This is a genomic window from Halomonas rhizosphaerae (assembly GCF_030012485.1).
In the GTDB taxonomy this organism is placed as follows: domain Bacteria; phylum Pseudomonadota; class Gammaproteobacteria; order Pseudomonadales; family Halomonadaceae; genus Halomonas; species Halomonas rhizosphaerae.
Window position 1 is genome coordinate 45,092 of sequence record NZ_JASCQQ010000035.1, and the last position, 13,129, is coordinate 58,220.

General features: G+C 70.0%; 13 protein-coding genes. 3 read left to right on the plus strand and 10 right to left on the minus strand.

The features are described from left to right. Positions 1 to 2 precede the first annotated feature (2 nt). On the minus strand, positions 3 to 749 hold the full coding sequence (locus QLQ86_RS16320) for a trimeric intracellular cation channel family protein (protein WP_282817664.1): 747 nt from the start codon (positions 747 to 749) through the stop codon (positions 3 to 5). Between the two features lie 164 nt (positions 750 to 913). Here QLQ86_RS16320 and QLQ86_RS16325 point away from each other — a divergent pair, with 164 nt between their 5' ends. Both QLQ86_RS16325 and QLQ86_RS16330 read left to right on the plus strand, forming a co-directional pair. Continuing rightward, entirely contained in the window at positions 914 to 1,408 is a 495-nt protein-coding gene (locus QLQ86_RS16325; protein ID WP_282736446.1) for a nodulation efficiency, NfeD-like protein, read from the plus strand. A gap of 2 nt (positions 1,409 to 1,410) precedes the next feature. Continuing rightward, complete coding sequence (locus tag QLQ86_RS16330) at positions 1,411 to 2,460, plus strand: SPFH domain-containing protein (protein ID WP_282817665.1); 1,050 nt, start codon at positions 1,411 to 1,413, stop codon at positions 2,458 to 2,460. A 52-nt stretch (positions 2,461 to 2,512) separates the two neighbouring features. Here the strand turns inward: QLQ86_RS16330 and zapE are convergent, their stop codons facing one another. From zapE to QLQ86_RS16360, 6 genes are all read right to left on the minus strand, one after another. Next, the gene (gene zapE, locus QLQ86_RS16335; RefSeq protein WP_282817666.1) at positions 2,513 to 3,715 is read right to left on the minus strand and encodes a cell division protein ZapE; all 1,203 of its coding nucleotides are present in this window, start codon (positions 3,713 to 3,715) and stop codon (positions 2,513 to 2,515) included. Between the two features lie 2 nt (positions 3,716 to 3,717). Then, positions 3,718 to 5,082 carry an N-succinylarginine dihydrolase gene (astB, locus tag QLQ86_RS16340; protein ID WP_282817667.1) on the minus strand — a complete coding sequence of 455 codons (1,365 nt, stop codon included), beginning with the start codon at positions 5,080 to 5,082 and terminating at the stop codon, positions 3,718 to 3,720. Between the two features lie 142 nt (positions 5,083 to 5,224). Then, positions 5,225 to 6,694 carry a succinylglutamate-semialdehyde dehydrogenase gene (gene astD / locus QLQ86_RS16345; protein WP_282817668.1) on the minus strand — a complete coding sequence of 490 codons (1,470 nt, stop codon included), beginning with the start codon at positions 6,692 to 6,694 and terminating at the stop codon, positions 5,225 to 5,227. Continuing rightward, entirely contained in the window at positions 6,694 to 7,740 is a 1,047-nt protein-coding gene (astA, locus tag QLQ86_RS16350) for an arginine N-succinyltransferase (RefSeq protein ID WP_282736441.1), read from the minus strand. The genes astD and astA overlap by 1 nt, the downstream gene beginning before the upstream one ends. Further along, positions 7,740 to 8,828 (minus strand): arginine N-succinyltransferase, encoded by a 1,089-nt coding sequence (locus QLQ86_RS16355; RefSeq protein ID WP_282817669.1) that lies wholly within the window; start codon positions 8,826 to 8,828, stop codon positions 7,740 to 7,742. Before QLQ86_RS16355 ends, astA begins: the two co-directional genes overlap by 1 nt. Before the next feature lie 50 nt (positions 8,829 to 8,878). Beyond that, complete coding sequence (locus QLQ86_RS16360; protein WP_282817670.1) at positions 8,879 to 10,093, minus strand: aspartate aminotransferase family protein; 1,215 nt, start codon at positions 10,091 to 10,093, stop codon at positions 8,879 to 8,881. Between the two features lie 172 nt (positions 10,094 to 10,265). Here QLQ86_RS16360 and QLQ86_RS16365 point away from each other — a divergent pair, with 172 nt between their 5' ends. Continuing rightward, complete coding sequence (locus QLQ86_RS16365) at positions 10,266 to 10,883, plus strand: class I SAM-dependent methyltransferase (protein WP_282817671.1); 618 nt, start codon at positions 10,266 to 10,268, stop codon at positions 10,881 to 10,883. Here the strand turns inward: QLQ86_RS16365 and QLQ86_RS16370 are convergent, their stop codons facing one another. The 3 genes from QLQ86_RS16370 to QLQ86_RS16380 form a co-directional block, all read right to left on the minus strand. Then, entirely contained in the window at positions 10,884 to 11,795 is a 912-nt protein-coding gene (locus QLQ86_RS16370) for a DMT family transporter (protein ID WP_282736437.1), read from the minus strand. A 24-nt stretch (positions 11,796 to 11,819) separates the two neighbouring features. Further along, entirely contained in the window at positions 11,820 to 12,797 is a 978-nt protein-coding gene (locus QLQ86_RS16375) for a GlxA family transcriptional regulator (RefSeq protein ID WP_282817672.1), read from the minus strand. Between the two features lie 110 nt (positions 12,798 to 12,907). Further along, positions 12,908 to 13,120: a hypothetical protein gene (locus QLQ86_RS16380; protein WP_282817673.1), complete on the minus strand. Its 213-nt coding sequence runs from the start codon at positions 13,118 to 13,120 to the stop codon at positions 12,908 to 12,910. Positions 13,121 to 13,129 lie beyond the last annotated feature (9 nt).

The window sequence follows — 13,129 nt, forward strand, 5'->3', positions numbered from 1 at the left end:
GCTCATTTCGCCTTCCCCCTTCGTCTGCTGCGCCCGGGCGGGATCAGCTTGACCCGGGCCTTGGGACGCCCGTGGGGCATCGCCTGCTCCTGCCCGTCACCCTCAGGGTCCTGGGAAGTCGGTGACGGCTGTACCACCACCCAGGCGAACACCGGCAGGGACAGGTGCCAGTGGATCGCCGAGAGCCGCAACCCCAGGGTAACCACCAGCCCCGTGGCGATGGAGACGGCCAGCGGCGCGGCGAGAGCCTCCAGGCCCACGAAGACCACGCCACCGGCAATCGAGGCGGTGGCATAGACCTCTTGCCGGAGCACCATGGGTACCCGACGCGCCAGCACATCGCGAACCATGCCACCGGCCACACCGGTCAGCAGCCCCATCAGCACCGCCACCACGCCGGGCGACTCCAGCATCAGGGCCTTGTGGGCCCCGATCACCGTGAAGAGCGCCAGGCCGAAGGCGTCTGCCACCGGCAGGAAGCCCCGCGAGAGGCGATGGATGTAATGGAAGCCGAGGATCGACAGACCCACCGTGGCGAGTATCACCCAGAGGTAGGTCGGATCCGTCACCCAGAACACCGGACGCACGCCCAGCACCAGGTCTCGCAGGGTGCCACCACCAATGCCGGTCACCGCCGCCAGCACCAGCATGCCGAAGGGGTCCATCCGCGAGCGGCAGGCGAGTATCACGCCCGAGAGGGCGAAGACGATCACCCCCGCCATGTCCAGCCAGTAGACCACGCCCGTCACAGTGTCTCTCCCTTGTCAGTTGGGCGGCAGCATAGCGCATCTGTCCGATCCCACGCTGCTCCAGCGCTCTTCTGCTGGCCACAAAAAAGTTCGCGACCATGCCTCGATATGGCGAGGGCCTCGGGTTATGTTGCCTGGGTCACACGACTCGACAAGGAGCCGACATGGGCTGGAATCCCGCCATCATCTGGCTGGCCATCGCCTTGCTGCTGGGCCTGGCGGAACTGATGTCCGGCGGCCTGGTGCTGCTGGCGCTGGGCGGGGCCGCCGCCCTGACCGCTGGCCTGGCCGCCCTGGGGCTGTCACTGCCCTGGCAGCTGCTGGGCCTGGGCGTGTTCTCGGGGCTGCTGGTGCCGCTGGCGGTGATGGTGATCCGGCCTCGCTTCTCGCCCCGTGGCGTGGCCTACGGCACCACCGGGACCGGGGTGGAGAAGCATCGTACCTACACCACCCTCAAGCGCGACTTCGACGGGGCCACCGGTATCAAGGTCAACGGCGACTTCTACCGCCTGCGGGTGGTGGAAACCGGCGCCACCGAGCTGCCAGCGGGTACCCGGGTGACCTTCAGGCGGTTCGACGGCACCACCGCCCTCGTCTCGCCCATCTCCTCCGATTCCTCCACGACAAGCGTCTCATCCGCACCACACAGGGAGCAGTGAACATGGATTTACCACTCGGCCCGGGCCTGATTCTCAGCCTGATCGTCGTCGTCATCGGCATCCTGATCATCGTCAAGGGGCTGGTGATCGTGCGCCAGTCCGAGGTCTTGGTCATCGAGCGACTGGGGTCGTTCCACCGGCTGCTCGAGAGCGGGATCAACATCATCATTCCCTTCATCGAGCAGCCTCGCGCCATCACCATGATCCGCTACCGCAAGATGGGCGATGACTATCACGCCATCACCAGCGACGAGATCCGCATCGACCGCCGCGAGACGGTGATGGACTTCCCCGGCCAGCCGGTGGTCACCACCGACAACGTCACGGTGACCATCAACGGCGCGCTCTACTACCAGATCATCGACCCCAAGCGCGCCGTCTACGAGGTCGAGAACATGAGCCAGGCGGTGGAGGTGCTGGCCAAGACCACCCTGCGCTCGGTGGTCGGCAAGATGGAGCTCGACAAGCTGTTCGAGTCCCGGGCCGAGGTCAACAACGAGATCCAGGCCGCCATGGAGGAACCCGCCTCCAAGTGGGGGGTGAAGATCTCGCGGGTCGAGGTGCAGGACATCGCCATGCCCGAGGAGGTGGAGACCGCCATGCGCCTGCAGATGGCCGCCGAGCGCAAGCGTCGCGCCACGGTGACCGAGGCCGAGGGCGAGAAGGCCGCGGCCATCGCCAAGGCCCAGGGGCAGCGCGAGTCGGCGATCCTCAACGCCCAGGGCGACAAGGAGTCCGCCATCCTGCGCGCCCAGGGCGAGCAGGAGTCGATCAAGCTGGTGCTCAATGCCATCGGCGACAGCGAGGAGAACAAGCGCACCGTGGTCGGCTACCTGCTGGGCCAGAGTTACATCAAGGTCCTGCCGACCATGGCCAAGGAGGGCGAGCGCGTGTTTGTGCCCTACGAGTCCAGCGCCCTGCTCGGCTCCATGGGCATGTTCCGCGAGATGGCCGGTTCCCCGGAAGACGCCGTGGCCAGCCACCTGAGGGCCAGCGGCAACCAGAGCGGGCTGCGCGGCGGCGTGGTCGGGGGGGCCGCCACGGGCGGCTGAGCATCCCCGGCCCCCGCAGCATCGCGTCGGGCGTCCTGCCCGGCCCGTCGGTTCAGCCGGCCTCTGCCCCGAAGCGCGCCAGTTGCATCTCCTGCAGGCGACTCAGGGTACGCCGGAACGGGAAGGCCAGGTGGCCGAGGGGGTAGAGGTCGGGCAGTGCCACCTCGGCCTCCAGGTAGAGCGGCGTGCGTCGGTCATAGCACTCATCGACCAGGGCGATGAAGCGCCGCACGCCGTCGTCCTTGCGGGACAGCGGCGGCAGTTCCCGTTCCCCGGCCGTCACGCGTTCGGTGCCATCCTCGGTACCACGTGCGATGCCACCGATGCGATGCGTGTCGCTCAGCCGCGGCACCTCGCCGATCAGGACATGGTCGAAGCGGTCGACCAGGGCGATGAAGTCCAGCGCCGATAGCGGTTGCTCGCACAGATCCGCATAGCGACACCAGACCACCGTCTCGCTGCGGCACCGCACGGCGATGCGCCGATGTCCCAGCTCGATGGGATCGTCGTCGCGTGCCTCGCCTGCGCTCAACCGCTCGAACACCGCCTCCAGGGCACTCGACCGATCGGGCTGCTTCACCCAGAAGCGCGGGTGCGCCTTGCCGGGGTGTAGCCGGTGATCGCGGCCGCCATCCAGCTCGACCACCTGCATATGGCGCTCGATGGCGGCGATGGCCGGCAGGAACCGCTCACGGTTGAAGCCATCGGCATAGAGCTGGTCGGGGGCCTGGTTCGAGGTGCAGACCAGCGTCACCCCGTGATCGAACATCGCGCTCAGCAGCCGGCCGAGCAGCATCGCATCGGCGATATCGCCGACGAACAGCTCGTCGAGGCACAACACCCGAATCTCGTCGCCCAGCTCCCGGGCCAGCGCCATCAAGGGGTCGGCGGTGCCGCGCAACTGAAACTGGCGCCGGTGCACCCAGCGCATGAAGTGGTGGAAGTGCTGGCGACGCGAGGGCACCCGGAGCTGCCGATGGAAGCCATCCATCAGCCAGGTCTTGCCCCGCCCGACCGGGCCCCAGAGGTAGACCCCCGGGATGGCCGCGCCGCGCCGTGCCTCCTGCACGGCATGGAAGCACGCCTCGAGATGGCCGACCGCCTGCCACTGGGCCTCGTCCGAGGCGAAGCCGCCCTGCTCGACCGCCCGGCGATAGGCGTCCCCCGGCGACGCTGACGCCCTCATGCCCTCCGCCTCCCCGTCCATGTCGACCGCCTCCCGGCCGCCGCCACCGGGCACTCGCCGCGTCGCCATACTCACCCCCGCTGGAAGGGATAGACCGGGCCCAGTTTCAGGATCCCCGTCAGCTCGTCCAGCGCCGCCAGCGTCTCCTCGGCCAGCTGCGGATCGGCCAGGTCCTTGGGCGCCAGGCGGTCGCGGTAGTGACGCTCGACCCAGGCGGTAAGCTCGCCGTGCAGGGCGTCGTCCAGCAGCACCCGCCCGGAGAGGGCCGCGCGCTCGGCCGCCGAGAGCACCACCCTCAGGCGCAGGCAGGCAGGCCCGCCGCCGTTGCGCATGCTCTGCTTGACGTCCTTGACCACGACCTCGCTGATGGGAGTGTGGCCGGCCAGCAGGAGATCCTGGATGGTGCGCCAGACGCTCTCGCGTTCCTGGCACTCCCCGGGCACCACCAGCGTCATGGTGCCATCCGGGTTGGAGAGCAGCTGGGAGTTGAACAGGTAGGAGGCCACGGCGTCCTCGAGGCTGACCGCCTCCTCGGGAATCCGTATCGGGACCAGCGGCGTGGCCATCTTGGTCCTCAGCTCGTCCAGGGTGGCCTGCTCGTCGAGGAAGGCCCGCTCGTGGTAGAGCAGCACCGGACCGTTGCCCACGCTGATGACGTCGTTGTGGAAGACGCCGGCGTCGATGGCCTCGGGGTGCTGCTGGGCGAACACCACCCGGGTCTCCGTGAGACCATGCTGGCGGGCAATGGCCTGGCTCGCCTCCAGGGTCTGCCGCGCCGGGTAGCGCCGGGGGGCCACGCCCTCCTCCGCCCCCCAGCCGAAGGCCGCCCGGCCATAGACGAAGAGGTGCACCCCGGGCTCGCCGTGGTCGGCGGCGAGGCGGGTATGGTTGGCCGCGCCCTCGTCGGAGAAGGCCGGGGTCGCCGGCAGCACCGGATGGTGGACGAAGCGCGCCTCGTCGCGGAAGATCGCCGCCAGCACCCGGGCGGTGGTGGCTGGCTCCAGGAAGCGGTGGAAGCTCGACTGCAGGTTGGCCGGGGTGAAGTGCACCCGGCCGTCGGGGGCATCCGCAGAGGGCGTCACGGTGGCGGCATTGGCGGTCCACATGCTCGAGGCCGAGCAGACCGCGCGCAGGATCTGCGGGGCCTCGCCCGCCGCCCGGGCCAGTACCCGTTCATCGCTGCCGGAGAAGCCGAGCTGGCGAAGCGCCCCCAGGTCGGGGCGCTGCTGGGGCGGCAGCACGCCCTGGGCGTAGCCGGCCTCCATCAGCGCCTTCATCTTGCCCAGGCCCTGCAGCGCAGCCTCCCGGGGATTGGCCTCCAGGCCCCCGTGGGTCATGGAGGCGACGTTGCCCAGGGCCAGGCCGGCATAGTTGTGGGTCGGGCCGACCAGGCCATCGAAGTTGACCTCGCGCACATCCGGGATCGGCTGGCTCATAGCGTCACCCCCGGTGGCAGCGTCTCGGGCAGGACCAGCGCCTCACTCTCCATGGAAGCGACCGGGTAGGCGCAGTAGTCGGCGGCGCCAGTGAAAGAGCGCACTGGCAGTGCCGCAGACAGCGATGGGATGACTTGCAGAATCATAGGATTACCCCCGGCGGCAGCTGGTCCGGCAGGTGGAGGTCATCGCTCTCCATGGAGGCAACCGGGTAGGCGCAGTAGTCGGCGGCGTAGTAGGCACTTGGGCGATGGTTACCGCTCTCGCCCACGCCACCGAAGGGCGCGTCGCCGGAGGCGCCGGTGGTCTGACGATTCCAGTTGACGATGCCGGCGCGGATGCGCAGCAGGAAGTCGTCCCAGTCGCCCCGCTCGCCGCCGATCAACCCGGCGGAGAGGCCGTAGCGGGTGTCGTTGGCCAGGCGCAGCGCCTCGTCCCAGTCACGATAGCGATGCACCTTGAGCAGCGGGCCGAAGTGCTCCTCGTCGGGCACCGGCAGGCCGGAGACGTCGATCAGCGCCGGGCTGAGCAGGCTGGTACCGGGCTCGACGCGCGCCATGCGCGCCAGCACCGTACCCCCCAGCGCCTCCAGGTCGTCCTGGGCCTTGAGCAGGCCATCGGCGGCCGCCACGCTGACCAGGCCGGCGTAGAAGGGCGCGGGGTCGCTGAACTGGCTGGCCACCCGCAGCCGTGAGATGGCGTCACTGAGGGCATCCAGCAGGTGGTCCCCCACCTGGCCCTCGGGAACGATCAGCCGCCGGGCGCAGGTGCAGCGCTGACCGCCGGAGAGGAAGGCCGACTGCAGGATGGTCAGCACGGCCGCCTCCTGGTCGGGAACGTCCTTCACCACCAGCGGGTTGTTGCCGCCGAGTTCCAGGGCCAGGATCTTGTCCAGCTGGTCGGCGAACTGGCGATGCAGGAGGCCCCCCACACGGGCGCTACCGGTAAAGAGCAGGCCATCGATGCCGGGGTTTGCCGAGAGCGCCTGGCCGGTCCCGGCCGCGCCCTGCACCAGGTTGATCACCCCCTCCGGCAGCCCCGCCTCCTGCCAGCACTGCAGGGTGAGGTCGGCGGTCAGCGGGGTCTGCTCGCTGGGCTTGAAGACCACGGTGTTGCCGGCCAGCAGGGCGGGCACCATGTGGCCGTTGGGCAGGTGGCCGGGGAAGTTGTAGGGGCCGTAGACCGCCATCACCCCGTGCGGGCGATGGCGCAGCACGGCGGTGGCGTCCCCCAGGTCGCGGCTGCGCTCGCCGGTGCGCTCCTGGTAGGCACGGATCGAGATCGCCACCTTGCCGATCATCGCGCCGACCTCGGTGCGGGCCTCCCAGAGCGGCTTGCCGGTCTCCTGGGCGATGGCCGTGGCCAGGTCCTCACGGTGACGCTCCAGCACCCCGCGGAAACGCTCCACCAGCGCCTGTCGCTCGTCGAAGGCAGTGCGCGCCCAGGCCGGGAAGGCGTCCCGGGCGGCCGCCACCGCGGCGTCCACCTGGGCCTCGGTGGCGGCGGCGCCCTCCCAAAGGCGCTCGTCGGACACCGGGTCGTGCTTGGTGAAGGCCTCCCCTTCACCCGCCTGCCAGGTGCTGCCGATCAACAGCTGTCGTGTTGCCTTCATCACGCCTCCTCCTCGGTATCCAGTATGCGCAGGGTGTCGCCGGAGGCGACCTCCAGCCCACGCGCCTCGGCCTCGTCGAGCGTCACCACGCCCTCGGCGTCGGGCCCTCGTCCCAGCCAGGCGGCACGGAAGCCGGCCATCCCGGTGGTGGCCGCCAGCCAGCGCGGCCGTGGCGACCGCTCGAGCGTTCCGGCCTTGACCTCCACCCGGCAGCGCCGAGACAGCCGCACGCCGCGCACGTCATCGATGTAGGCCTCCACGGTGGGGCCGCCGTCGAAGATGTCGATGTAGCCCTCCCAGCGCAGCCCCTCCTTCTTGAGCATGGCCAGCGCCGGCCGGGTATGGACATGGACCTGGCCGATGCAGGCCCGCGCCGCCTCGCTGAGGAAGGGGGTGTAGATCGGGAACTTGGGCATCAGCTCGCCGATGAAGCTCTTCTGGCCGAGCCCCGTGAGCTTGTCCGCCTCGTCGAAGTCGAGCGGGAAGAAGTGGCTGCCCAGGCACTCCCAGAAGGGGCTGCGCCCCTGGTCGTCGAAGACGCCGCGCATCTCGGCGAGCACCTTGTCGGGGAAGCGGTCGCGGAACTCGGCCATGAACAGCCAGCGCATCATCGACAGCAGCGCGCCGTTACGCTCGTGGCGCCGGTCGGGGCCGCGGTACTCGGGGCGCAGGAACAGCGAGGCCACCTCGGCGTCGCCGGTATGGTCGGAGCTCAGGAAGAGGGTGTCGATGGTGCGATGCAGGTCGAGCTGCACCGAGGAGTGGGCCAGGGTCCCCAGCCGGTAGTGGTAGAAGGGGATCTCGCGCCCCACCTGGCCCTCGATGGCACAGCAGCCGGCCAGCCGACCGCTCGCCTCGTCCTCCAGCACGAAGAAGTAGAGCCGCTGGTCCTGCGGCGTGCGCTCCTCGAAGGCGGCCACCGTCGAGGCGATCTTGGCTGCCAGGAAGTCGCGGTTGTCGGGCAGCGAGGTGAAGCCCACCCCGGTTTCCCGGGCCAGGGCCTGCAGCTCGTCCAGGTCGCCCTCGGCGATCGGTCGAATACGCATCACAGCTCTCCCTCGTCATAACCCGGATCGTGCGCGTCGAGACTCCCGTCGCCCGCCCCGGTCAGCGCCAGGGGGGCGGCCAGCACGGCACGCCCCTCCTCCACGCCCAGTCGCTCGGCATGCTCCGGGGAGAGCATGAGCTGGCCCGTGGGCGACAAGGCATAGCGCGCCACCACGCAGCGGAAGTCGCCGAGGCGCTGGTTGGCGACCATGGCCGGCTCGGCATCGGGCAGCGCGTGGGCGGGACGGATGCGCACCGGGTGCCAGGCGGCCCGGCGGAAGCTGGCCAGGCGCTCCCGCTCACCCTTGATCACCGGGCCGGCATCGAAGATGTCCACGTGGCGGGAGCGCAGGAAGCCCTCGGCCAGCATCTCGGTCAGGGCCGGCTCGTGGTCGGGGTGCTCGCGGCCGATGGCGGCCCGAGCCTGGGGCGTGAGCAATGCCAGGTAGAGCGGGAACTGCGGCATGACCTCGGCGATGAAGCTCTTCGAGCGCACGCCGGCCAGGTAGTTGATCTCCTGGTAGTCGCGCACGAAGAAGTGACGCCCCACGCTGTTCCAGAACGGCGACTCGCCCTGTTCATCCAGGTAGCCGGGAAAGGCCATCGCCAGGATCCCGGCGAAGCGCTCCGGGTACTGGGCGATGAACATCAGCCGCGCCCGGCGCAGCAGGCTCTCGGCGCTGGTGCCCTTGTAGCGGGCATCCAGCGACAGGGCGCAGAGCAGGGTCGCCTCGGAGACCTCGTGGGAGAGCGCCAGGGTCGGCACCTCGCGACGCACATCGAGCTGCTGGGAGGCGTGGATCAGCGTCTCCTGGCGATAGGTGTAGTAGGCCTCGCGGGCGCCGGCCTGGGCCCGGATGGTGGCGGTCCCCGCCACCTCGCCGCGCTCCAGGTCCTCGAGCACGAAGGTGTAGTGCTCGTCGCCGGGGGCCTCGACCTCGCCGGCGAAGGCCCGCTGGGAGCGGGCGATGCGCTCCTCCAGGCGGTCGCGGTGGGCCGGCAGGTTGGTCAGCCGTGGCGTCGCGCTGCCGGCCAGCCGCTCCAGGGCCGGCAGGTCCGCCGGGCGGACGGGGCGTATGACCAGCATGGCAGGGTCTCCGGAAGGGGATGAGTCGTCACGCATCGCGGAACCGGGGCTCACTGCCCCGCCACCAGCCGCGCCACCGCCCGCTCCAGCCGCGCCATGCCTTCGGCGATATCGGCCTCGGGGATCACCAGCGAGGGCGCCATGCGCAGCACGTTGGGACCGGCGATCAGCGCCATCAGCCCCTCCTCGAGGGCCAGCGGCAGGATGTCCTTGGCCCGTCCCTCGTATTCCGGCGCCATCTCGGCCCCGATCAGCAGGCCCATGCCGCGGATCTCCCGGAACACGCCATGCTGGCGGTTGATCGCCTCGAGGTGCTCGCGGAAGAGGTCATGGCGCCGCTTGACGCCCTCGAGCACCTCCGGGGTATCGATGAACTCCACGGCGGCCAGGGCCACGGCCGAGGCCAGCGGGTTGCCGCCGTAGGTGGAACCGTGAGTGCCGATGGCCATGGCCGGGGCCACCCGGTCGGTGGTCAGCATGGCGCCCACCGGGAAGCCGCCGCCCAGCGACTTGGCGCTGGTCAGGATGTCCGGGGTCACGCCGTACTGCTGGTAGGCATAGAGCGAGCCGGTACGCCCCGCCCCGGTCTGCACCTCGTCGAAGATCAGCAGCGCATCGAAGGCGTCGCACAGGTCGCGCAGCCCCTGCAGGAACTCCGGCGCGGCGGGGATTATGCCGCCCTCCCCCTGCATCGGCTCGACCATCACCGCGCAGGTGTCGTCGTCGATCAGGTTGCGCACGCTGTCGAGGTCGTTGTAGTGGCCATGGACGATGCCCCCCGGGACCGGACCGAAGCCCTGGGAGTACTTGGGCTGCCCGCCGACGCTGACGGTGAAGAAGGTCCGGCCGTGGAAGGACTGCGAGAAGGAGACGATGCGATGCTTGTGCTCGCCATGGTGGTCATGGGCCCAACGCCGCGCCAGCTTGAGGGCCGCCTCGTTGGCCTCGCCCCCGGAGGAGCAGAGATAGACCTTGTCGGCGAAGGTGCGCTCGACCAGGCTGCGCGCCAGGGCCAGGGCCGGCTCGTTGGTGTAGACATTGGAGAGGTGCCAGAGCCTGTTCGCCTGGGCCGTGAGCGCCTCGACCAGCACCGGGTGGCAGTGCCCCAGGCCGTTGACGGCGATGCCGCCGGCGAAGTCGATGTACTCGCGCCCCTCCTGGTCCCACAGGCGACTCCCCTCGCCGCGCACCGGGACCGCCTTCTGGGGGGCGTAGTTGGGCACCATGTAGTGGTCGAAGTCGGCGCGGGTCGGGGTCTGGCTCATGTCGCTCTCCATTCCTGGCATGACGGATCAACTATCATTCGGGTCAACTAACACTCGAGTATAGGGAGCGCCGCCGCGGGAAGCTTTCAGCAATGGGACGGCGAGTTGTGTAAAAGGCAGCCGTCATGCCGCCCCATGCGCGCCGCGCCCCCCCGCCGACGAGGAGTCCGACATGTTCAACACCACGGCCTGGAACCGGATCCGCTACGGGCTCTACGCCCCGGTCTACGACCTGGTGGCCGAGCGCGCCTTCCGCGGGGCCCGCCGCATGGCACTGGGCCAGGTGACCTGGCAACCCGGCATGCGGGTGCTGCTGGTCGGCGCCGGCACCGGGCTCGACCTGCCCTGGCTGCCGCGGGACGTCGAGTTGCACGCCACCGACCTCTCTCCGGCCATGGTCAGGCGCCTCGGGCAGCGCGCCGAGGCGCTGGGCCGGGACGTACAGGCCGAGATCATGGACGCCGAACGCCTCGACTACCCCGACGACCACTTCGACGTGGTGGTGATGCACCTGATCCTCGCGGTGATGCCCGACCCCGCGCGGGGGCTCGCCGAGGCCCGCCGGGTGCTGAAGCCGGACGGCCAGCTCTGCGTGATGGACAAGTTCCAGGCCGACAACCGTCCGGCCGGCCCGGCGCGACGCGGGCTGAACGCCCTCACCTCGGCCATCGCCACCGACATCACCCGCCAGGCCCGGCCGCTGCTGGAGGCGGCCGACTTCGTCATCGAGCAGGACACACCGGTGATGATGGGCTCGCTGTTCCGTGCCCTCCTGGCGCGCCCCGCCTGATCAGTCGGGGCGGCCGGGACGGGGCACCCGCTGACGGGGTGGCGAGATGGTGCACCAGACGCCGGCGATCACCACCAGGCTGCCGACCACCTGCACCGGCAGGATGTGGTCTCCCAGCCACCACCAGGCACCCAGCATGGTGAAGACCGGCAGCAGGTTGAGATAGACGGCGGCCCGCGTCGGGCCGATGTCGGCCAGGGCACTGTTGTAGAGCAGCAGCGCCACCACCGAGGGGAAGATGCCGAGATAGCCAAGCCCGGCCAGCTCGGCGGTGGAGAGCCGCGGCACCACCTGCCAGGCCCCCTCCAGCAGGGCGATGGGCGCCAGCGCCAGGTTGGCGATGACCAGCATGACCAGCAGCCCGCCATAGCGCGGAAAGCGCGCCATGTGCTCCTTGACCAGTAGCGAGTAGCCCACCCAGACCAGCACCGCCAGCAGCATGATCAGGTCGCCCGGGTTGACCCCGCCGGGCACGAGCTCGGCGCCCTCGCCGGCGGTGATGACCACCACCGCCCCGCCCAGCGAGACCACCACGCCGACCCACTGCAGGGGCCGGAAGCGCTCGCCGAGCAGCAGCACGCTGAGCAGCAGGGTCGCGACCGGGATCAGGCTCTCGAGGATGGCGACGTTGGTCGCCGAGGTGAACTTCAGCGCCGCATAGATCAGCGCATTGAAGAAGGCCACCCCGGAGAGCGCCAACCCCAGCAGCGGTCGCCAGTGGCGCCGGAAGACCGGCCAGCCGTGCCGGGCCTGGTGCCAGCCGAGCGGCAGCATGACCACCAGGGCGATGGCCACCCGGCCCAGCGAGATAGTGAAGGGCGGGAGGTCCGCCAGGGCCTTGCCGACCAGGATGTTGCCGGAAAAGATCGTCACCACCAGCAGCAGGAAGAGGTGGGGCCTCAGCGCGCTCATCGAGCCTCCAGGGCGAGACAGGGGTCAGGCCAGCCGCTCCTCGCGGGGCGTGATGCCGAAGTGGTTGCGGTAGGCGGTGGAGAAGTGCGCCGCCGAGGAGAAGCCGGTCTGCAGGGCGATCTCGCCGGCGGGGCGGTCGCTGGCGCGCAGCAGGCGACGCGCCTGCTGCAGGCGCAGGTCCAGGTAGTAGCGGCTGGGCACCGCCTGCAGGTACTTCTTGAACAGTCGCTCGAGCTGGCGACGGGAGATGCCCAGGTGCTCGGCCAGCTCGTGGGTGGTCAGTGGCTCCTCGATGTTGGCCTCCATCAGGGCCACCGCCTCGGCCAGGCTATCCGGGGCATGGCCGAGCCGTGAGCGCAGCGGGACCTGCTGGGGCTCGTCGCCCATGCGGATGCGTTCCAGCACGAAGTGCTCGGAGATGCGCTCGGCCAGCCGGGGGCCATGCTGGCTGCCCACCAGGGTCATCATCATGTCCATGGCGGCGGTGCCGCCGCCGCAGGTCAGGCGGTCGCGGTCGATCTCGAAGAGCTGGCGGGAGAGGCGCACGCGCGGGAAGGCCTCGGAGAAGGCATCGAAGCGCTGCCAGGGCAGCGTCGCCCGGTAGCCGTCCAGCACGCCGGCCCGGGCCAGCACCTCGGTGCCACCGCCGATACCGCCCAGCAGCACGCCCGCCCCGGCCAGCCGTCGCAGCAACTCGATCAGGGCCCCCGGAACGCTCCCGGAGAGCGGGCCCGGCGCGCACACCAGCAGCAGGTCCAGGGGATCGTGCACCTCGCCAAGGCCGGCCTGGGGCATCAGCGACTGCTGGGAGGCGCTGGCCACCGGGCCGGCGACGCAGGCGAAGGTGGTGAGCCGATAGAGGGTACGCCCCTCGAGGCGGTTGGCCACCGCCAGGGGCTCGGTGGCACAGGCCTGGGCCAGCAGGGAGAAACCGGGCAGCACCACGACACCCACATGCCGCGTCAGCGACGCCGGACGAAGGGACAGGAGGGGCTCGGGCATGCGGATCGGGCCTTGGGTGGGTGCCGGGCGCTGGGCAAAGCCCCTATCTTACCCAAGGCCGGGACGATCCACAGCCCCGCCACGTGGACAGGGCAGTAGCGACGCGCGGCCTATTGGGAATTGCCGCTCAGCAGCAGCATGGCCGCCGCCAGGATCCCGAGCACGACGATGACGATGGGCAGCACCCGATGCAGCCCGTGGGAAGATTGCTTCGCCTCGGGTTGCTCTTCATCCGGCTCGGGATGCTCGAAGTCCTCGGGCTGGCTGACTTCCTTGAGATGCTGCAGCTCTTCTTCCGGTGTCTTGCTCTCTCGGGTATCCATGGCACACCT